20 protein-coding genes and 1 tRNA gene are annotated in these 18,442 nt (G+C 70.9%); 14 read left to right on the plus strand and 7 right to left on the minus strand.

Annotated features, from left to right (window positions below):
* Window positions 1-4: 4 nt before the first annotated feature.
* Entirely contained in the window at window positions 5-778 is a 774-nt protein-coding gene (locus Dac01nite_RS09185) for an SGNH/GDSL hydrolase family protein (protein ID WP_203656217.1), read from the plus strand.
* Between the two features lie 69 nt (window positions 779-847).
* Here the strand turns inward: Dac01nite_RS09185 and Dac01nite_RS09190 are convergent, their stop codons facing one another.
* Together Dac01nite_RS09190 and Dac01nite_RS09195 are read right to left on the minus strand one after the other, a co-directional pair.
* Entirely contained in the window at window positions 848-1,402 is a 555-nt protein-coding gene (locus tag Dac01nite_RS09190) for a hypothetical protein (protein ID WP_203656218.1), read from the minus strand.
* Between the two features lie 174 nt (window positions 1,403-1,576).
* The gene (locus Dac01nite_RS09195; RefSeq protein WP_203656220.1) at window positions 1,577-2,185 is read right to left on the minus strand and encodes a TetR family transcriptional regulator; all 609 of its coding nucleotides are present in this window, start codon (window positions 2,183-2,185) and stop codon (window positions 1,577-1,579) included.
* Between the two features lie 82 nt (window positions 2,186-2,267).
* On the opposite strand from Dac01nite_RS09195, the gene Dac01nite_RS09200 reads away from it, so the two are divergent.
* The 8 genes from Dac01nite_RS09200 to Dac01nite_RS09235 all read left to right on the plus strand — a co-directional run bounded on the left by Dac01nite_RS09200 (window position 2,268) and on the right by Dac01nite_RS09235 (window position 10,553).
* The gene (locus Dac01nite_RS09200) at window positions 2,268-4,505 is read left to right on the plus strand and encodes an exo-beta-d-1,3/1,6-glucosidase (protein WP_203656222.1); all 2,238 of its coding nucleotides are present in this window, start codon (window positions 2,268-2,270) and stop codon (window positions 4,503-4,505) included.
* A gap of 16 nt (window positions 4,506-4,521) precedes the next feature.
* Window positions 4,522-5,793, plus strand: a complete 1,272-nt coding sequence (locus tag Dac01nite_RS09205) for an MFS transporter (RefSeq protein WP_203656224.1) — start codon at window positions 4,522-4,524, stop codon at window positions 5,791-5,793.
* A 76-nt stretch (window positions 5,794-5,869) separates the two neighbouring features.
* The gene (locus Dac01nite_RS09210) at window positions 5,870-6,637 is read left to right on the plus strand and encodes a fructosamine kinase family protein (protein WP_203656226.1); all 768 of its coding nucleotides are present in this window, start codon (window positions 5,870-5,872) and stop codon (window positions 6,635-6,637) included.
* Between the two features lie 207 nt (window positions 6,638-6,844).
* Window positions 6,845-8,029, plus strand: coding sequence for an LLM class flavin-dependent oxidoreductase (locus tag Dac01nite_RS09215; RefSeq protein ID WP_203656228.1), 1,185 nt, complete (start codon window positions 6,845-6,847; stop codon window positions 8,027-8,029).
* Window positions 8,030-8,037: 8 nt separating this feature from the next.
* Complete coding sequence (locus Dac01nite_RS09220) at window positions 8,038-8,520, plus strand: MarR family winged helix-turn-helix transcriptional regulator (protein WP_203656230.1); 483 nt, start codon at window positions 8,038-8,040, stop codon at window positions 8,518-8,520.
* 2 nt (window positions 8,521-8,522) lie between these two features.
* Entirely contained in the window at window positions 8,523-9,227 is a 705-nt protein-coding gene (locus Dac01nite_RS09225) for a CE1759 family FMN reductase (protein WP_203656231.1), read from the plus strand.
* 7 nt (window positions 9,228-9,234) lie between these two features.
* Window positions 9,235-9,522: a GNAT family N-acetyltransferase gene (locus Dac01nite_RS09230; protein ID WP_203656232.1), complete on the plus strand. Its 288-nt coding sequence runs from the start codon at window positions 9,235-9,237 to the stop codon at window positions 9,520-9,522.
* Between the two features lie 2 nt (window positions 9,523-9,524).
* Complete coding sequence (locus Dac01nite_RS09235; protein ID WP_203656233.1) at window positions 9,525-10,553, plus strand: pirin family protein; 1,029 nt, start codon at window positions 9,525-9,527, stop codon at window positions 10,551-10,553.
* A gap of 9 nt (window positions 10,554-10,562) precedes the next feature.
* Here Dac01nite_RS09235 and Dac01nite_RS09240 read toward each other — a convergent pair whose 3' ends face one another.
* Window positions 10,563-11,267, minus strand: a complete 705-nt coding sequence (locus Dac01nite_RS09240; protein ID WP_239066601.1) for an NADPH-dependent F420 reductase — start codon at window positions 11,265-11,267, stop codon at window positions 10,563-10,565.
* Between the two features lie 54 nt (window positions 11,268-11,321).
* Between Dac01nite_RS09240 and Dac01nite_RS09245 the strand changes: the two genes are divergently transcribed.
* Window positions 11,322-12,155, plus strand: a complete 834-nt coding sequence (locus Dac01nite_RS09245) for an HAD hydrolase family protein (RefSeq protein ID WP_203656234.1) — start codon at window positions 11,322-11,324, stop codon at window positions 12,153-12,155.
* A gap of 94 nt (window positions 12,156-12,249) precedes the next feature.
* Window positions 12,250-13,722, plus strand: coding sequence for a DHA2 family efflux MFS transporter permease subunit (locus tag Dac01nite_RS09250; RefSeq protein ID WP_203656239.1), 1,473 nt, complete (start codon window positions 12,250-12,252; stop codon window positions 13,720-13,722).
* A 36-nt stretch (window positions 13,723-13,758) separates the two neighbouring features.
* Here the strand turns inward: Dac01nite_RS09250 and Dac01nite_RS09255 are convergent, their stop codons facing one another.
* Window positions 13,759-14,529: an SGNH/GDSL hydrolase family protein gene (locus Dac01nite_RS09255; RefSeq protein WP_203656240.1), complete on the minus strand. Its 771-nt coding sequence runs from the start codon at window positions 14,527-14,529 to the stop codon at window positions 13,759-13,761.
* 9 nt (window positions 14,530-14,538) lie between these two features.
* Window positions 14,539-15,321, minus strand: coding sequence for an SDR family oxidoreductase (locus tag Dac01nite_RS09260; protein WP_203656241.1), 783 nt, complete (start codon window positions 15,319-15,321; stop codon window positions 14,539-14,541).
* 43 nt (window positions 15,322-15,364) lie between these two features.
* Between Dac01nite_RS09260 and Dac01nite_RS09265 the strand changes: the two genes are divergently transcribed.
* From Dac01nite_RS09265 to Dac01nite_RS09275, 3 genes are all read left to right on the plus strand, one after another.
* Complete coding sequence (locus tag Dac01nite_RS09265) at window positions 15,365-15,847, plus strand: glutathione peroxidase (protein ID WP_203656242.1); 483 nt, start codon at window positions 15,365-15,367, stop codon at window positions 15,845-15,847.
* Between the two features lie 96 nt (window positions 15,848-15,943).
* The gene (locus Dac01nite_RS09270; RefSeq protein ID WP_203656246.1) at window positions 15,944-16,990 is read left to right on the plus strand and encodes an LLM class flavin-dependent oxidoreductase; all 1,047 of its coding nucleotides are present in this window, start codon (window positions 15,944-15,946) and stop codon (window positions 16,988-16,990) included.
* Window positions 16,987-17,652 carry an NADPH-dependent F420 reductase gene (locus Dac01nite_RS09275; RefSeq protein ID WP_203656248.1) on the plus strand — a complete coding sequence of 222 codons (666 nt, stop codon included), beginning with the start codon at window positions 16,987-16,989 and terminating at the stop codon, window positions 17,650-17,652. The genes Dac01nite_RS09270 and Dac01nite_RS09275 overlap by 4 nt, the downstream gene beginning before the upstream one ends.
* A 76-nt stretch (window positions 17,653-17,728) precedes the next feature.
* Here the strand turns inward: Dac01nite_RS09275 and Dac01nite_RS09280 are convergent.
* A tRNA-Ala gene (locus tag Dac01nite_RS09280) sits at window positions 17,729-17,801 on the minus strand.
* Window positions 17,802-17,849: 48 nt separating this feature from the next.
* Window positions 17,850-18,440 (minus strand): histidine phosphatase family protein, encoded by a 591-nt coding sequence (locus tag Dac01nite_RS09285; RefSeq protein ID WP_239066619.1) that lies wholly within the window; start codon window positions 18,438-18,440, stop codon window positions 17,850-17,852.
* Between the last annotated feature and the right edge of the window lie 2 nt (window positions 18,441-18,442).

The raw sequence follows: 18,442 nt of genomic DNA on the forward strand, positions 1-18,442 counted from the left end.
GCCGATGGCCGCTCATCCCACCGTGGTGGCCATCGGCGACTCGCTGACGCTGGGCGTGGGCGACGGCACCCAGGACGCACGCGGGGACGTGGGGTGGGCCGCGCACACCGCGCGCGCGCTCGGGGCGTCGGCGTTCGTCAACCTGGCGGCCAACGGCACCCGCGCGCGCGACCTGGTTCCGCGCCAGCTCGCGGCGGCGCTCGCCGCGCGGCCGGACGTGGTGCTGGCGACCGCGGGCGGCAACGATGTGCTGCGCGGAGACTTCGACCCGGCGGAGGTCGAGCGCGAGCTCACCGCGGCCCTCGGAGCCCTCGCGCACCCGGGCCGCCGCATCGTGCTCGTCACCATCGACCGCATCGGCCTGTTCGACGCGTTCCCGGCGGCCATCACGGACGTGATGGCCAGGCGCGTGGGCCTGGCCAACATCGCGATTCGAGCGGCGGCGGCCACCGTGGGAGCGACCGTCGTCGACGGCGCCGCCGTGTTCCGGATCGCCGGCCGGCGCGCCTGGCACATCGACCGCATCCATCCGTCCGCGTATGGGCACCGGCAGATCGCCTGGACCGCGGTGGCCGCGCTGTCGCCGCAGTGGTGCGCGGTGGCGCCCATCTCGCCGGCCCCCGCCGCTCCGCGACTGCGCACGCGAGCATGGTGGCTGGTCCGCAAGGGTGCGCCGTGGGCCGTCAAGCGCAGCCGGGACCTGATACCCCAGATCGCGCAGGCCGTGACCCACGAGCTGCTCGAGGATCGGCGGGGACGCATCGGCCGCACCGCGTGAGCTCGTCCGTGGCGCGGACGCGGAAAGGCGGGGCCGCGCCGAGTGCGCAGCCCCGCCCGAAGAACGCGGCTAGACCAGCCAGCGGTTCTTCTCCACGATGCTCAGACGCTTCCACCACTCGCCCAGGCCGATCGCCTGGTACCGGACCTCGAGGAGCACGGCGGCGATGATGGTGAGGATGTAGACGATGTGCTCGTCCACGAACGGGTTCTGCTGCGGGTAGACGGCCCCTGGCCATGCGTGGCTGGTGTACATCATCGCCAGCATCAGGGAGCCCGCGACCATCGCGACCCTGGTCCCGATGCCCAGCACGAGCGCGAGGCCGATGCCCAGGAGGCCGATCATGTACGGCCAATCGGTCCACGCCTGCTCGCCCAGACCCTGGTAGAACCCGGCAAGGGGGCCGCTCGACGAGCCGAGATATCCCTCCGTCATGCGAGCGCCGGTGGACCATGCGGCGTCGCAGCCCACGTCGACCGCGCCGGACTCGGCGTCACGGCACGTCGAGAATCCCAGTCCGAAGGTCTTGTCGAGGAAGGTCCACAGGAAGATCCAGCCCACCGCGATGCGCGCCAGGCTCAGAAAGATGTGGCCCGCGCGCGAGCCCACGGGCTGCGCGGTCATGTCTCGCGTCTGCTCTGTTGCCGCCATTGCCGCCACTCCCCTGGTGCTGCGCTGCTCCGGCCGGTCGGAAGGACCCGCCAGTGTGCACTTCGACGGTACTCCCGTCGCACGTGCGGCGCGCGGCGAGCGGGCGGGCGACGAGGGGACCCGAGCCATCGCGCCCGGCGGAGCGCGCTACGGCAGAGGCTCGACGAGCTGGGTGTTCAGGTGGTCGGCGACGATCCGTGCCATCGACCGGGGCAACGTGCCCATGAGCCACTGCACCTGGAGGCCGTCCATGAGCGCGATGAGCTGGGGCGCCGCGACGTCGGGCTCGACGCCGTCGCGCAGGCCGCCGGCGTCCCGCGCGACCGTGTACGCCTCGGTGACGGTGGCCAGCAGGCTCTCGTAGCGGGCGACGAAGTAGTCGTGCGCGGGATGGTCACGGCCAGTCGCCTCGGCGGACAGCACCGCGTACAGCTCGACCATGGCCCCTTGGGTCTCGTTGTGAGCCGCCGCGCGAGCCATGCCTGCGAGCGCCTCGCGACCGAGGTGTCCCAGCACCGGGTGGCGCTTCTTGCCCTCGTCGTCGCGGCGCTGCAGCACCGCCATCAACAGGGCTTCCTTGGTCGGGAAGTGGTAGAGCACACCGGGATGGGTCATGCCGGCACGCGCCGCGATGTCCCTCAGCGAGCTCGCCCGGTAGCCTGACTCCGCGAACTGTGCCATCGCCGCGTCCACGATCAGGGCGCGGGTGTCGCGGCCTCGCTGCTGGCGGCCGTCGAGCGGCGCGGAGTCCGACATGCCCAGTAACTTACCACGCGGTAAGAATCTTGATAGGATCCGCTGGTCTCCCGAGACATCGCCGCCTCCCGAAAGGACGCCCATGGGCACCGTCGCCTACCTCGACACCTCCCTCTCGACCGCCGAGCGGGTCGCCGACCTCGTGAGCCGCATGACGCTGCCGGAGAAGGTCGGCCAGATGATGCAGCTGAACGCCAAGGGCGATGTGCGCTCGCTCGTGGACGATTTCCACGTGGGCTCGATCCTGCACGTCTCGCCCGAGCACATGATCGAGGCGCGTGACGCTGTCGAGGGCACCCGCCTCCAGATCCCGCTGCTGGTGGGAGAGGACTGCATCCACGGCCACTCGTTCTGGGAGGGTGCGGAGATCTACCCGACCCAGCTGGGCCTGGCCGCCACGTGGGACCGCGACCTGGTGCAGCGCGTGGCGCGCGCCACGGCCGCCGAGGTGTCCACCACCGGGATCCACTGGACCTTCTCCCCCGTGCTGTGCATCACCCGCGACCTGCGCTGGGGCCGCGTCTCCGAGACCTTCGGCGAGGACCCGCACCTCATCGGCGAGCTCGCATCGGCGATGGTGGCCGGCTACCAGGGCGACGGCCTCGACGACCCCACTGCCATCCTCGCGACGGCCAAGCACTTCGCGGGCTACTCCGAGACCCAGGGCGGCCGCGATGCGTCCGAGGCGGACATGTCGCGCCGCAAGCTGCGCTCCTGGTTCCTGCCGCCGTTCGAGCGCGTCGCCCGTGAGGGCTGCCGCACCTTCATGCTGGGCTACCAGTCCATCGACGGCACGCCCATCACCGTCAACGACTGGCTGCTGAACGACATGCTGCGCGGCGAGTGGGGCTACACGGGCACGCTCATCACCGACTGGGACAACGTGGGCAACCTCGTGCGCGAGCAGCGCATGTACCCCGACTACACGCGCGCCGCCGCGGCCGCCGTGAACGCCGGCAACGACATGATCATGACCACCCCCGCGTTCTTCGAGGGCGCGCAGGAGGCGGTGGCGCAGGGACTGCTCGAGGAGTCGCGCATCGACGAGGCCGTGAGCCGCATCCTGACCCTCAAGTTCGACCTGGGCCTGTTCGAGAACCCGCGTCTGCCCGACGCGGAGCGCCAGGAGCAGATCATCGCCCAGCCGGCCCACCGCGAGCTGGGACTCGAGGCATCGCGCCGCAGTCTGGTGCTGCTGGCCAACGACGGACTCCTTCCCCTCGACGCCACCGCCGGCGACCGCACCATCGCGGTCGTGGGACCCAACGCCCACGACGCCCAGACGCAGCTGGGCGACTGGGCAGGCAGCTCCGGTCAGGCCGATTGGCTGCCGAACGGGCAGCCTCGCGACATGATCCTCACCGTCGTGGACGGCTTGCGCGAGCAGGCGCCCGACGGCTGGACCGTCACCTACGATCGCGGCGCGGACATCGTGGTCACCGGCCCCGACCCCGACGGCGAGCTCTTCGCGGACGGCCAGCCGCGGCCGCAGGTGGCGCACTCGGCTCCCGTGGACGAGGAGCAGCTCGCCGCCGCGGTGGAGGCAGCACGCTCGGCCGATGTGGTCGTGGCCGTGCTGGGCGACCGCATCGAGCTCGTGGGCGAAGGACGCTCGACCGCGACGCTCGAGCTCCAGGGCGGCCAGGTCGCCCTGCTCGACGCGGTCGTCGAGACCGGCACCCCGGTGGTGCTGGTCGTGCTCGCGTCCAAGCCGCACGTCCTCCCCGCCTCAGCCGAGCGCGCAGCGGCCGTCATCTGGGCCGCAAACCCCGGCATGCACGGCGGACAGGCCGTGGCCGAGCTGGTCCTGGGCCGGATCGAGCCCAGCGGCCGCCTTCCCCTGTCGTGGCCCCGCCACGTGGGCCAGCAGCCCATCTACTACAACCAGATCGACGCGCAGCACGGCACGCGCTACGCAGACCTGACGCAGCAGCCGCAGTGGGCGTTCGGCGAGGGCCTCAGCTACACCACCGTCGAGTACGGCGACCTGCGCCTGCTCCCGCCCGGCGACGAGGACGTGGTGCGGGCGCAGGTCACCCTCACCAACACCGGCACTCGCCCCTCGCTGGAGACCGTGCAGATCTACGTGCGGGACGAGATCACGTCCGCCACCTGGGCGGACCGCGAGCTCAAGGGCTACCGCCAGGTCGAGGTGGGCGCCGGCGAGACGCTCGACGTCGAGCTCGAGCTGCCGCTCGGCGCCTGCACCATCGTCAACGCCGCCGGCGATCGCGTGATCGAGCCCGGCGAGTTCACGCTGCTGGTGGGTCCCTCGTCGCGGCTGGACGCGCTGCTGCCCGCCCGGTTCCGCATCGGCTGATCTCGGGAGACCCTGCATGGCCACCACCCGCATCGCGGTCGCGCCGGAGCTGCGTCGCGCCCGGCTGGGCGTGTCGCTGATCTTCATGACCAACGGCATCCTGCTGGGCAACCTCGCTCCGCGCCTGCCGGAGATCCGCGACGCCCTCGAGCTCACGTACGGCGGCCTTGGCCTGGCGATGGCGATGTGGCCCATCGGCTCGCTGGGACTGGGCCTCGCGGCCGGTGCGGTCATCCGCCGCTTCCGCTCCTCGCGGGTGGCCGTGGCGGCGATGATCATCTGCGCGTTCGCGATGCTGCTCGCGGGCGTCGCGGACCACGTCGTCGTGTTCGGCCTGGCGCTGTTCATGGTGGGAGCGACGGACGGATTCGTGGACGTGGCGCAGAACTCCCACGGCCTGCGCGTGCAGCGGCTGTACCGGCGGTCGATCAACAACGCGTTCCACGCGATGTGGTCCATCGGCGCGGTGATGGGCGGCCTCATGGGCGGCGTCGCTGCAGGCCTCGACATCCCGGTGTCGTGGCACTTCGTGGGCATGACGGCGCTGGTGATCGCCCTGAACGTCGTCAGCTATCCCCTGCTCCTGAAGGGCCCCGAGCCGCAGGAGACGGTCGAGCGCGGGGAGGACGAGGCGGGCATGCCGCACAGCTCGCGCCCGCGCCGCATCCCCGCGCGAATCTGGTGGATCCTGCTCGCGCTGAGCATGATCGCGATCGCCGGCGCCTGGGCCGAGGACGCCGCCGCCACGTGGGCGGCGAGCTACCTGCGGGACGAGCTGAGCGCGACGGCCACCAACGCGGCGCTCGGATTCGTGTCGCTCCAGGGCTTCCAGTTCGTGGGTCGCATCACCGGCGACCGGGCGATCGATCGCTTCGGGCAGCGCACCGTGGCGCGGGCGGGCGGCGCGCTCGTGTTCGTGGGCATGGGCCTCGCCCTCGCCTTCCCCACCGTGTGGGGCACCATCGCGGGCTTTGGAGCGGCGGGCATCGGCATCGCGACGCTCATCCCCGGCGCCTTCCACGCCGCGGACGAGATGCCCGGACTCAAGTCCGGCACCGGACTCACCGTGGTGTCGTGGATGCTGAGGCTGGCGTTCCTGGCGTCCCCGCCGGTCGTGGGAGCGATCGCGGACGCGACGAGCCTGCGCGTGGGGCTCATGATCATGCCGATCATGGGGCTGATCGTGGTCGCCCTGGCGGGCGTCATGGAGCCCCGCAGGCTGCTGCGACCCGACTCCGCCCCCTCATCGCCCGCCGCCCCCTCATCGCCCGCCGCCCCCTCGAACTAGGCACGTCAGGCACTCGGATCGGCGTCATCAAGCGCGCGTAGGCAACTGACGCATCCTCGTGCGCCATCATCGAGAGGTGGGCACATTCACCAAGTCACGCCATGACGCACCTCCCGGCTTCTTCGAGGCGGAGGCGGCCGGACTACGGTGGCTCGCCCGGGCAGGTGGGGCCCGCGTCGCGGACGTCGTCGACGTGGCGCCGCAGCGCATCGAGCTCGAACGCATCGAACCCGCCAGGCCCACGGCCGATGCGGCACGCTCCTTTGGCCGCGACCTCGCCCGCACGCACCTCGCTGGCGCGCCACGGTTCGGCTCGCCACCCGAGGGCTGGGACGGACCGCTCTTCATCGGCTCTCGCGAGATGCCGAGCACCACGGCCGATGCGTGGGGCGCCTTCTACGCCGCGGCCCGCGTGCTGCCGTTCCTGGACCCGGCACTCGCGGCCGGCCACCTGACGATCGATGAGGCCGCGCTGGTGCGCGACGCCTGCGCGGCGATCGCGGATGCTGCCTTCGACGACGATGCACCCCCAGCCCGCATCCACGGCGACCTGTGGGCGGGAAACCTGCTCTTCGACGCGCGCGGCGCTGTGCTGATCGACCCGGCAGCACACGGAGGTCACGCGGAGACCGACCTCGCGATGCTCGCGGTGTTCGGGGCGCCGTACCTGGAGTCGATCCTCGACGGCTACCAGGACGTCTCGCCGCTGCGCGACGGCTGGCGTGCGCGCATCCCGGTGCATCAGCTGCACCCGCTCGCGGTGCACGCGGCCGGTCACGGACGTGCGTACGGCGTCGAGCTCGCTGAGGCCGCGCGCGCGACGCTCGCTCTCGCCGGGCGATGACGCCTGGAGCTCCGCCGACCGCCAGAAGAGACATGACCTGCCTCCAGGGGTCGCGACGGCGCGCACCTGTGGACATGAAGTGCCTACGTTCAGAGGAGAGGAGGCCGCAGGTGGCCTGGCGCGGGAATGAATCCGCCGCCTGAGCGTTGATAGATGCAAACGCATATAATTGCCACAGACGCAGCACCAGCACCCTGAGGAGCCACCATGCAGTTCGGCATCATGTCCGTGTCCGACATCACCCGCGACCCCGTCACCGGCCACACCCCCTCCGAGGCCGAGCGCATCGACGCGATCCTGCAGATCGCCAAGAAGACGGAGGAGGTGGGCCTGGACGTCTTCGCGATCGGCGAGCACCACAACCCTCCGTTCTTCTCGTCCTCACCCACCACGCTGCTGGCGCACATCGCCGCGCTCACCGAGCGCCTGATCGTCACCACCTCGACCACCCTGATCACCACGAACGACCCGGTGCGCATCGCCGAGGAGTACGCGATGCTCCAGCACCTGTCCAAGGGCCGCATGGACCTCATGCTGGGCCGCGGCAACACCGCGCCCGTGTACCCGTGGTTCGGTCAGGACATCCGCCAGGGCCTGCCCCTCGCGCTCGAGAACTACAACCTGCTGCACCGCCTGTGGCGCGAGGACGTCGTGGACTGGGAGGGCAACTTCCGCGGCCCGCTCCAGGGATTCACGTCGACGCCCCGGCCCCTGGACGACGTCCCGCCGTTCGTGTGGCACGGCTCGATCCGCACCCCGGAGATCGCGGAGCAGGCCGCCTACTACGGCAACGGATACTTCGCGAACAACATCTTCTGGCCCAAGGAGCACTACCAGCGCCTCATCGACTTCTACCGCCGCCGCTTCGAGGCGCACGGGCACGGCTCTCAGAAGGAGGCCATCGTCGGACTCGGCGGCCAGGCCTTCATCGCGAAGTCCAGCCAGGCGGCCCACGACCAGTTCCGGCCCTACTTCAACGAGGCCCCGGTGTACGGCAACGGCCCGCGCATGGAGGACTTCGAGGAGATGACGCCGCTGTCGGTGGGCTCCCCGCAGGAGGTCATCGACAAGACGCTGACCTTCCGCGAGGCCTTTGGCGACTACCAGCGCCAGCTGTTCCTCATCGACCATGCCGGACTGCCCTTGCCGATGGTGCTCGAGCAGCTCGAGCTGCTGGGCGGCGAGGTGGTGCCCGTGCTGCGCAAGGAGCTCGCGGCCAAGCGGGAGCCCGGCACTGCGGACGCGCCGACGCACGCGAGCCTGGTCAAGGCCAAGTACGGCGACGCCGAGCCGCGCCAGCCGCGTCCGAACGCGAACCGCGGCGACAACGTCACGGGCGGCTCGCCCTATCAGGACTCGGAGGCCTCGGTCGAGGCCTACCCCACCCTGTGAGCACGGACATGACCGCTGCCACACCCCTCGTCCCGCCCACCACGACGGCCGATGCACTGGGCCGCTCCCGGACGGTCCTCGCCAACGAGGCGTGGGAGGCGGCTCTCACGGCACACGCGGTGCTGATGCGCCGCTTCGCAGAGGAGGACGTGTGGCACGGCCTGTCGATGCGCGAGTACGACGTGCTCTACACGCTGTCCAAGTGCGAGCGTCCGCAGCGCATCGGCGAGCTGGGCAGGCACGTCCTGCTCAGCCAGCCCGCCCTGTCACGCCTCGTGGACCGCCTCGTGGATCGCAGGCTTCTCACGCGATGCGCGGATCCGGCCGATGCGCGAGCGGCTCACATCTCGCTCACCACCGCGGGACGTGCGCTGCAGCGCGAGGTGGGCCTCGCGCACGGGGCGGCTGTCGCGCAGGCGATGACCACCGTGCTCACCGATGAGGAGCTCGATCTCCTCCGCACCCTCTCCCTCAAGCTCGCACAGGAGTGACCATGACTCACGAGACCTTCCGCATCGTCGTCGTCAGCGCTGGGGTGTCCGACCCCTCCTCGACTCGTCTGCTCGCGGACCGTGCGGCCCAGCGAGTGGCGACCCTCGCCAAGGCCAACGATCGCGCGGTGGAGATCACGATGATCGACCTGCGCGAGCTGCTGCCGGAGCTGCCGCAGGCGCTGTCGTCGCAGCTGCTGGGCCCCCGGTTCACCCGCGCCGTGGAGGCGCTCGTGGACGCGGACGGCATCATCGCGGCCGCGCCCGTCTACAAGGCGGGCGCCTCCGGGCTGTTCACGAGCTTCTTCCAGGTGCTCGACAACGATCTGCTGATCGGCAAGCCGGTGATCCTCGCCGCCACGGCGGGGACCGCCCGCCACGCGCTCGTGGTCGACAACGAGATGCGAGCGCTGTTCGCGTACCTGCGCGCGCTGCCCGTGCCCACCGGTCTGTTCGCCGCGACCGAGGACTGGACGGACAAGGCGCTCGGCACCCGCATCGACCGCGCCGCGACCGAGCTGCTGATCCTCATGGAGTCCGGATTCGCCCGTGCGGTCCGCGACGGCTCGTGGGGCAGCTACCAGCACGAGTACGGTTCTGCGGGCGGAACGGAGCTCGACATCGACCTCGACTCGGACATGATGCGCCTCGCGACCGGCGGCACGCTGCGCGACGGCGAGGACCCGTTCGACCTCAGCAAGGGATAGGAGAAGCATGACCGACACCACTGTCACCCACGACGACCAGGCCAGCCGCTACGAGATCCATGTCGACGGCACTCTCGCCGGATTCATCGACTACGAGCTCGGCGAGGACCGCATCGTGATGGTCCACACCGAGGTGTTCGACGACTTCCAGGGTCAGGGCGTCGCGGGCACTCTCGCCGGCGAGGCGCTGGCGGACGCCGTCGAGCGCGACCTCGTCATCGTGCCCTCGTGCCCGTACATCGCTCGGTACCTCGAGCGCCATGAGGTGCCCGGCGCGCGCGTCGAGTCCGCCTGACCATGACCCGGCTCGACGCGGGCGCCGAGGTGACCGGAGGCAGCGCCGCGGACACGGCCGATGCGCACGGCGGCGGACGTACGGAGCTCGCCGAGCGCATCGGCCCTCAGGCCGCGATGCTCGAGGCGCGCGAGGTGCCGCTCGGCGGCCTGCGCGCCATGTCCGTGAAGCGATCGCTGCCCCAGCGGGCGCTGCCCACCATCGGCGCGTGGTGCTTCGTGGACCGGTTCGGGCCGCAGGTGACCACCATGAGCGTGGACCCGCACCCTCATACCGGCCTGCAGACCGTGACGTGGCCGCTCACCGGCGAGATCCGTCACCGAGACTCGCTCGAGTCCGACGTGGTGCTGCGCCCGGGTGCGCTCAATCTCATGACCAGCGGACACGGCATCGCGCACTCGGAGCACTCGGTGGAGTCCGCGTCCGAGCTCGACGCCCTCCAGCTGTGGATCGCGCTGCCGGAGTCCAGCCGTCACGGCGACCATGCCTTCGAGTCGCACACCGACCTGCCGCGCGTGTACCTGGCGGCCGCGAACGGCGAGCCCGGGAGCGCGACCGTCGTGATGGGAACACTCGCGGGCGTGACGTCTCCGGCGACCACCCACACTCCCCTGGTGGGAGCACAGATCATGGTTCCCGCCGGCTCCTCCGTCGCGGTGCCCCTCGAGCCCGGGTGGGAGCACGGCGTGCTCGCGATCGACGGCGATATAGCCGTGTCCAGCGAGCACGGCGAATCTCTCGGAGAGCCGCAGGACAGCGCGATCCTCTACCTGGGCACGCAGAGGCCGTCGATCACCGTGTCCTCGCGCGACGGCGCCCGTGTGTTCCTGCTGGGCGGCGAGCCCTTCCCTGATGCCTTGGTGATGTGGTGGAACTTCGTGGGCCGCGATCATGACGAGATCGCGCGCGCTCGCGAGGACTGGGAGGCGAAGGACGCCCGGTTCGGACTGGTGCCGGGAAACGGGGACACCCGAATCCCCGCACCGCCGCTGCCCCAGGTGCGACTCACGCCGCGCACGCGCCGGCTCTAGACGGCTGAGCTACTCGCCCGCACTCGTGCGTGCCCGCGCGACCACCCGGCCGCGCTGCGAGTCCCAGAAGCGCGCCAGCATCTCCCGGGCCTCGGCTGCGTCCGCGTCGGCGCCGAACAGCTCAGTCGAGGGTTCGAAGCGCAGGCCCTCGGCGAGCGGACCCGCTTCGACAGGGTCGAATCCCAACGCGTCCACGAGTGCCATCACTGCGCTGACGTCCTCCGCGCGGTCGCCAGCGATCGCGAGCGCGATCCGGTCCGGTTCGCCGGCCGGACGCGCGAGCTCCTCGAGCGCGTAGGCGCTCAGGTGGTTCAGCGTCTTCACCACCCGAGCCCCGGCGAGATGCCGCTGCACCAGCTCGGACGAGGTGGTGAGCGGATCCTCGAACTGGGGCAGGTGACCGTCGAGCTCCCACCAGTAGTTCATCGCGTCGATCACCAGGGAGCCCTCGAACGCCGCCGGCGGCAGCGAGCGCAGCCGCGACAGAGGAACCGCGAGCACCACCGCGTCGGACCTCACCGCATCGGCGAGGCGCACCGCTCGAGCCCCTGGCGCCTCCCGCTCGACCAGCGACCGGAACGCCTCCGGCTCCCGCGAGGCGGCGACCACGACCTCCAGCCCCGCGTCGCGACCCAGCGACGCGATGGCACGGCCGATGCGGCCAGCGCCGATCACGCCAAGGGTGGCGATCGAGGGGGGCTGCGAGGTGCTCACGTCCGCGAGCCTAGGCGACCGCGGCGACGTCCGCGGCTCCCCTAGGGTGGTGCGGTGACCAGCGCCACCTCTCCTCGCATCGTCTTCCTCGACATCGACGGCACCTACGCGTCCCACGGCGCGGTGCCCGCTGCTCACGCGGATGCCGTGCGCCGTGTGCGCGCGAACGGACACCGCGTGCTGCTGTGCACGGGACGTCCCCGCTCCCTCCTGTCCCCCACGATGCTCGCCGCGGGCTTCGACGGCCTAGTGTGCGGCGCCGGGGCCTACGCCGAGCTCGACGGCGAGGTGCTGCGCGACGAGGTGTTCCCTGCGTCTCTTGCCCAGCGCACGGTGGACGCGCTCCACGCGCACGGCGCGATCAGCCTCGTGGAGTCGACCGAGGCGCTGTACGTGCTTGCTGAGGCGCGGGACGCGATGGAGCGGCGCGCTCCCGACGGCGACGCGAGCGCGCTCCAGGCCGCCGTGTGGGAGGACCTGAGGGCCGCGCGCCGCGTGGTGGAGTCGCTGGACGGGCTCTCGTTCGCCAAGATCGTCACGCTGTCCGCGCGGGCCGAGCTGGCCGAGATCGCCGCCGAGATCGGTCCCGAGGTCGCTGCCGTCGAGACCTCGATCAAGGACCTGGGCAAGGGCGCAGGCGAGCTCTACCTCGCCCACGTGAACAAGGCGGTGGGCATGGCGGCGGTGGTGGACCGGCTGGGCGTGGGGCCGGAGCACGTCATCGCGTGCGGCGACGGCCCCAACGACATCGAGATGCTCGACTACGCCGGCACGGCGGTGGGAATCTCCGGAGGGCATCCGGACGTTCTGGCTCGTGCGGATGTGGTCGCCCAGGGCCCCGAGGACGCCGGCCTGGTCGCCGCCTTCGAGGAGCTGGGTCTCCTCTGACGTCACCGCCGCTGGCATGTCGTAGCCCGGTGGCACAATGTTTCAGCAGGCGCAAGGACGTGCGCCTGCGTCCCCACGCTCGATAGGTGCACGCATGTCCCAGCAGCCCCCCGCGACCGCGGTCGCGACCGATCTCGAGACCACGTCGCGGCGCGACAACGCCGTGATCCTGGTCCTCATCGTGTCCGCGTTCACGGTGATCCTCAACGAGACCATCATGGGCGTGGCGATCCCTCACCTCATGGAGGACCTGGACATCACGGCCGTCGACGCCCAGTGGCTCACGGCGGCGTTCCTGCTCACCATGGCCATCGTCATCCCGATCACGGGGTACCTGCTCACACGCTTCCCCACGCGCCCCCTGTACCTGGGCGCGATGTCCGCGTTCGTCGCGGGCACGGCGCTCGCCGCGGCCGCGCCAGGCTTCGAGGTGCTGCTGCTCGCTCGCGTGATCCAGGCCTCCGGCACGGCCGTCATGCTCCCGCTGCTCATGACGACGGTGATCACGCTGGTGCCGGAGCACGAGCGCGGCAAGCGCATGGGAACCATCGGGCTGGTCATCTCCGTCGCTCCGGCGCTCGGGCCCACGATCTCCGGACTGATCCTCAACTTCCTGCCCTGGCGGTACCTGTTCATCTTCGTGCTGCCCGTCGCGATCACGGTGCTGATCTTCGGCGCCGTCCGCATGCGCACCACCAACGAGCCGCAGCGCATCCCGCTGGACTGGCTGTCGATTCCTCTCGCGGCAATCGGGTTCGGCTCGCTCGTGTTCGGGCTCAGCCGCATCGGCGAGTCCGCGGAGGGCGACCCGAGCACCGCGATCGTCTCCGTCGCTCTCGGCGTGCTCGTGACGGCGCTGTTCGCGTGGCGGCAGATCGTGCTGCAGCGCCGCGACCTCGCGCTGCTGGACCTGCGGGTCTTCCGCGAGCGCACCTTCTCGCTGGCGACCGCGATGTTCGTGGTCGCGATGATCGCCTTGTTCGGCACCATCATCCTCATCCCGCTGTTCACGCAGGGCGTGCTCGGACTCAGCGTGCTCAGCACCGGGCTGATGCTGCTGCCCGGCGGCCTGCTGATGGGACTCATGGCGCGGCCAGTGGGACGCGCCTACGACCGCATCGGCCCTCGCCCTCTGCTCGTGCCCGGCATGACGCTCGTTGCCGCGGCGCTGTGGTCGCTCACGCTGATGCTCAACGTGGCCACGCAGCCGTGGATGATCCTCGCCAGCCACGTCACGCTGTCCGCAGGCCTCGCGCTCATCTTCACGCCGCTGTTCACGGCGAGCCTGGGATCGCTTCCCAAGCACCTGTACTCGCACGGCTCGGCCACCATCTCCACGCTCCAGCAGGTGGCAGCGGCGGCGGGCACGGCGCTGTTCGTGTCGACCATGAGCGCGGTGGAGCTCACCCAGGCCGATGCGGGAGCAGGCGAGGCCGAGGCTCAGGCGGCAGGAATTCGGGCAGCCTTCCTGGTGGGCGCGATCCTCGCGACCACAGGAATCGCCCTCGCAGCGATGGTGCGCAAGCCGGTCACCGTCGACGGCGAGGCGCCGGTCGCGGCTCACTAGTCGTCCGCCGGGCGCCTACCTGAGCGGCGGGGGGTCTCAGGTGGCGTCCGAGCCCACCGAGCCCACCGCGGTCCACACGGGGCGCTTGGCGGAGCGCCCGTCCCCCGAGGATCTCCGCGTCACCCTCCGCGCGAGCCACGGCAGCACGTAGCGCGCGTAGTAGCGCGCCTCCGACAGGGCTCCTGCGCGGCTCGCGGGCACATCTCCGGCCTGCGGCAGCGGTGTCTCGACGCCCAGGGCGGTGAGCACACGCGCCGCGACGCGGGCGTGCCCCAGCGGACCCAGGTGCAGGCGGTCCGCGGACCAGTACGGGGCGCGACGGAGCTCGGCGTCCGCCCAGTTGTCGACGAACGTGATCTCCGGGTGGCGCTCGAGGAACTCGTACACGGAGACCATCCACGCGGCGCCGCGATCGCGCATCACGCTGCCGCGCGGCAGGCGCTCGGTGGGGTCGCCGCCCGTCAGCATCAGCACCCGGACGCCCTGCTCCGCGCAGCGGCTCGCGACCTGCTCGGTGAGCCGCATCACCCGCTCCACACCGAATCCAGGACGCATCATGTCGTTACCGCCGCCATTGAACGTCAGCAGGTCAGGGAGCGGGTCAAGGGAGAGCGCGGCCTCGAGCTGATCGCGGACGATCGGCTCGATGAGCCGGCCACGGACGGCGAGGTTCGCGTACTCGACGGGCTCGTCGAGAGCGGCCCCGAGACCGGCCGCCACCAGGTCCGCCCAACCGCGCAACGACCCGTCCTCGAGCTCGTCGCCCACTCCCTCGGTGAAGCTGTCCCCGATCGCCGCGCAACGCATGGATCGATGCTAACGCCGCAGCTGGGCTTGCCATGCGCCGGGTGCGCCCAACGCTCGCAGGTCGTCCAGCAGTCGATCCGGTTCCTCGTGCAGCGGCGGCTCGCGCGGATCGAGCGCGCCGTCGACCTCGCCGGGCCTGTCGTGCGCGAGCGCCGCGAACCGGGAGGGCCAGTCTTGCGCAGCCGCGCCCGGGGCCGCGAACAGCTCGAAGGTGCATCCCACGGCCTCGTCGCACAGCAGCGACTGCACGATGGTCTCCGCGATCTGTGCTCTGCCCACCGGTCGCCGGGAGTCCACGGGCGTGGCGTCGCCCTGCTCGAGCGCGAGCGCCTCCCAGCCGTCCGGCTGAAGGTCGAACCAGCCTGGCCGGACGATCGTCGCCGGCAGGCCGCTCGCACGCAGCAGCCGCTCGCCCCTGCGCTTCCAGTGCATGGCCTCGCGCCAGCTTCCGGTCGCGTGCGTGACCGCCATCGACGTCATGAGGACGATGCGCGGGCTGGCCCCTGCGAGCGCGCGCAGGACGGCGGGCACGGCGCCATAGTCGACGTCCTCCGGCCGTGCGTCACCCGTCGCGCCGTGCACCATCACGATCCCGTCGACGCCTGCGACCGCATCGGCCATCCCCGCCGCATCCCTCAGCGGGGCGACCGCCAGGTCCACGTCGCCCAGCGTGCGTCGTGCCCGCTCGCGCGAGCGGGTGAGGGCGCGGGGACGGATCCCGGCGGCCGTGAGCGCACGCACGGTCTCGCGCCCCACGCTCCCGGTGGAGCCGACGACCAGCACGTCTCTCATGCGCCCATGGTGCCCCACGGACGGCTCGTGCGACGATGGAGGCATGCCGACTCTCACTGACTTCACCGCCACCGCCCTCACCGGCGAGGAGCGTGACCTCGCTGAGTTCTCGGGAGATGTCGTGCTCGTCGTCAACACCGCGAGCAAGTGCGGCTTCGCGCCGCAGTTCGAGGGGCTCGAGGCCCTTCAGCAGCGGTTCCAGGACCGCGGCTTCACGGTGCTGGGCTTCCCGAGCAACCAGTTCAAGCAGGAGCTCTCCGACGCCGACGATGTCGCGGAGTACTGCCAGAAGAACTACGGGGTCACCTTCCCCATGTTCGCCACGATCGATGTGAACGGCCGCAAGGCGCACCCGGTGTACCGCTGGCTGCGGTCCGAGGCGGGCGGAACGCTCGGCTCGGCGATCAAGTGGAACTTCACCAAGTTCCTGGTGGGCCGCGACGGGCACGTCCTCAAGCGCTACGGGTCGAACGTCGAGCCCGAGCAGATCGCGGCGGACATCAGCGCCGCATTGGACGCTCAGTAGGGGCATGCCCAGGCTTGGGCGGGAATAACGAGCCCATCCGGTACGCTCCTTAGTTGACGATTCAACTTCCAGGCGACTGAGCACGAGGAGCACCCCATGACCGACGTCCGGTTCGGCATCGAGACCTTCGGCGACCTTCCCTTGCACGACTCCGGCGAGCCCATGAGCCATGCGGCCTCTCTACGGCAGGTGGTGGACGAGGCCGCTCTTGCGGATGACGTGGGCATCGACGCCGTCGCCCTGGGCGAGCATCACCGCGCAGACTTCGCGATCTCCTCCCCCGAAATGGTGCTGTCCGCGATCGCCTCGCGCACCGAGCGCGTCACGCTCGGCTCCGCAGTGACAGTGCTGAGCTCCGATGACCCGGTGCGGGTCTTCCAGCGCTTCTCGACGCTGGACGCCGTGAGCAACGGTCGCGCCGAGGTGATCCTGGGTCGCGGGTCCTTCACGGAGTCCTTCCCGCTGTTCGGCTACGACCTCGCGGACTACGAGGTGCTGTTCGAGGAGAAGCTCGACCTGTTCTCGCAACTGCTCACCGAGAAGCCCGTGACGTGGGAGGGCACCACCCGTTCCGCTCTGCACGAGGCGGACGTGTACCCGAAGACCGACTCCGGCTCGCTCACCACGTGGGTGGGCGTGGGCGGCTCTCCGCAGTCCGTGCTCCGGACGGCGAAGTACGGCTTCCGTCTGATGCTCGCGATCATCGGCGGCGCACCCGAGCGCTTCGCACCGTACGTCGACCTGTACCGGCGCGCGACCGAGCAGCTCGGGACGTCCGCGCACCCCGTGGGCATGCACAGCCACGGCTTCATCGCGCCCACCGACGAGGAGGCCCGGGAGTCCTACTACCCCGGCTACAAGGCGATGATGGACCGCATCGGCGCTGAGCGCGGCTGGCCGCCCCTGGCCCGTTCGTCGTACGACAGCGAGATCGACCATGGCTCGCTCTATGTGGGTTCACCGGAGACGGTCGCGCGCAAGATGGCGGCCGCGATCACCGCGATCGACGCGGGACGCTTCGACCTGGTCTACACCGGCGGCGGAGCGGTTCCAGCCTCGCAGCGCATGAGGGCGGTCGAGCTGTACGGCACCGAGGTGATCCCGCGCATCAAGGAGCTGCTGGCGGACGGAGGCTCGCGATGACTCCTGTCACCGTGGGGATCCTCGGTGCGGGCAAGCTCGGCACCGTGCTGGCCCGCCTGGCCGTCGCGGCCGGTCACCGCGTCCTCATCGCAGGCTCGGGGGCGTCGGAGCGCATCGCGCTGACGGTGGAGGTGCTCTCCCCCGGCGCTGTCGCGACCACGGCCGATGCGGTGGCGAGGGAGGCGGACGTGGTGATCCTGGCGCTGCCGCTGGGACGCCACGCGAGCCTTGACGCCGAGCAGTGGGACGGGCGCCTCGTCATCGACGCCATGAACTACTGGTGGGAGGTGGACGGTGAGCGCGAGGATCTCGCCGGAGCCGACGCCTCCACATCGGAGATCGTCGCGCGACACCTGCGCTCCGCGCGCGTGGTCAAGGGCTTCAATCACATGGGCTACCACGACCTCGACGAGGGTGCCCGGCCTGCGGGTCACCCCGAGCGGCGCGCGATCGCCGTCGCCGGCGACGGACAGGAGGATGTCGACCTCGTGGCGCGCCTCGTGGACTCGCTGGGCTTCGACGCGGTGCGCATCGGCCCTCTGAGCGCTGGACGTCATCTCCAGCCCGGCACGCCCGCCTTCGGGGCGAACGTCCCCGCTGGGCAGCTGATCGCTCTGGTGGACCGCACGCGCGAGCATCAGGACGCAGCCTCGAGGGGGTGATCGCGCCGGATACAGCGAAGGCCGCTCCTCATCAGGAGCGGCCTTCGTGTTACTACGATGCTGTCTCAACACATCGTGGAGCTGAGGGGACTCGAACCCCTGACCCCCTGCATGCCATGCAGGTGCGCTACCAGCTGCGCCACAGCCCCATGCCCCGAAGAGCGAGTGACAGTCTAACCCACGTCGAGCATGCGACGCTAATCCGCTCCACTCCCGAACGCGTCGATGTGCCACGCGCCGGAGTCGACCCGCGTGATCTCGTGCCAGGCCGCATGCGGGAGCGAGCCGAGCACGCGGGAGAGCGGATCCAGGCCCAGCACGTCGCGCAGCCCCAGCGAGAGCGTGCTGCCGTGACTCACCACGACGGTGACTCGCTGGGGGTCCCAATGATCCTGCAGCGCCTGGCCCACACGGGCCGCCACCTCCGGTGATGCTCCCCAGCCGGGGATGTCGGGGTCCTCGCCGCGTTGACGGCGCTCCAGCTGCTCCGGCCAGCGGGCCTGGACGTCCGCCCACGTCAGACCCTCCCATGCGCCGTATGGCCGCTGCGTGAGACGCTGGTCGACCTCGACCTCCCCGTTCGTGAGCGCTGCCAGCGCATCCGCGGTGTCGACGGCGCGGGACAGCGGGGAGGAGACGATGGTGAGATCCGTCCCGTGCTCGCGCACCAGCCGGTGCGCCGCGCGGGCGGCCTGCCGATGGCCCTCGTCACCCAACGGTATGTCGAGAGAGCCCTGCAACCGCCCATCAGCGTTGTACGCGGTGCGCGCGTGGCGCCACAGGATCATCG

Source organism: Demequina activiva (genome assembly GCF_016862815.1).
Classification (GTDB): Bacteria; Actinomycetota; Actinomycetes; order Actinomycetales; family Demequinaceae; genus Demequina; species Demequina activiva.

What these genes read in the sequence shown, in the direction of transcription:
- Dac01nite_RS09230 (WP_203656232.1), top strand. Translation starts at nt 9,235, where the DNA reads ATGACCGACACCACTGTCACCCACGACGACCAGGCCAGCCGCTACGAG.
- Dac01nite_RS09275 (WP_203656248.1), top strand. Translation starts at nt 16,987, where the DNA reads ATGACTCCTGTCACCGTGGGGATCCTCGGTGCGGGCAAGCTCGGCACC.
- Dac01nite_RS09190 (WP_203656218.1), bottom strand. Translation starts at nt 1,402, where the DNA reads ATGACCGCGCAGCCCGTGGGCTCGCGCGCGGGCCACATCTTTCTGAGC.
- Dac01nite_RS09200 (WP_203656222.1), top strand. Translation starts at nt 2,268, where the DNA reads ATGGGCACCGTCGCCTACCTCGACACCTCCCTCTCGACCGCCGAGCGG.
- Dac01nite_RS09250 (WP_203656239.1), top strand. Translation starts at nt 12,250, where the DNA reads ATGTCCCAGCAGCCCCCCGCGACCGCGGTCGCGACCGATCTCGAGACC.
- Dac01nite_RS09195 (WP_203656220.1), bottom strand. Translation starts at nt 2,185, where the DNA reads ATGTCGGACTCCGCGCCGCTCGACGGCCGCCAGCAGCGAGGCCGCGAC.
- Dac01nite_RS09185 (WP_203656217.1), top strand. Translation starts at nt 5, where the DNA reads ATGGCCGCTCATCCCACCGTGGTGGCCATCGGCGACTCGCTGACGCTG.
- Dac01nite_RS09220 (WP_203656230.1), top strand. Translation starts at nt 8,038, where the DNA reads ATGACCGCTGCCACACCCCTCGTCCCGCCCACCACGACGGCCGATGCA.
- Dac01nite_RS09235 (WP_203656233.1), top strand. Translation starts at nt 9,525, where the DNA reads ATGACCCGGCTCGACGCGGGCGCCGAGGTGACCGGAGGCAGCGCCGCG.
- Dac01nite_RS09225 (WP_203656231.1), top strand. Translation starts at nt 8,523, where the DNA reads ATGACTCACGAGACCTTCCGCATCGTCGTCGTCAGCGCTGGGGTGTCC.
- Dac01nite_RS09255 (WP_203656240.1), bottom strand. Translation starts at nt 14,529, where the DNA reads ATGCGTTGCGCGGCGATCGGGGACAGCTTCACCGAGGGAGTGGGCGAC.
- Dac01nite_RS09265 (WP_203656242.1), top strand. Translation starts at nt 15,365, where the DNA reads ATGCCGACTCTCACTGACTTCACCGCCACCGCCCTCACCGGCGAGGAG.
- Dac01nite_RS09260 (WP_203656241.1), bottom strand. Translation starts at nt 15,321, where the DNA reads ATGAGAGACGTGCTGGTCGTCGGCTCCACCGGGAGCGTGGGGCGCGAG.
- Dac01nite_RS09270 (WP_203656246.1), top strand. Translation starts at nt 15,944, where the DNA reads ATGACCGACGTCCGGTTCGGCATCGAGACCTTCGGCGACCTTCCCTTG.
- Dac01nite_RS09215 (WP_203656228.1), top strand. Translation starts at nt 6,845, where the DNA reads ATGCAGTTCGGCATCATGTCCGTGTCCGACATCACCCGCGACCCCGTC.
- Dac01nite_RS09285 (WP_239066619.1), bottom strand. Translation starts at nt 18,440, where the DNA reads ATGATCCTGTGGCGCCACGCGCGCACCGCGTACAACGCTGATGGGCGG.
- Dac01nite_RS09205 (WP_203656224.1), top strand. Translation starts at nt 4,522, where the DNA reads ATGGCCACCACCCGCATCGCGGTCGCGCCGGAGCTGCGTCGCGCCCGG.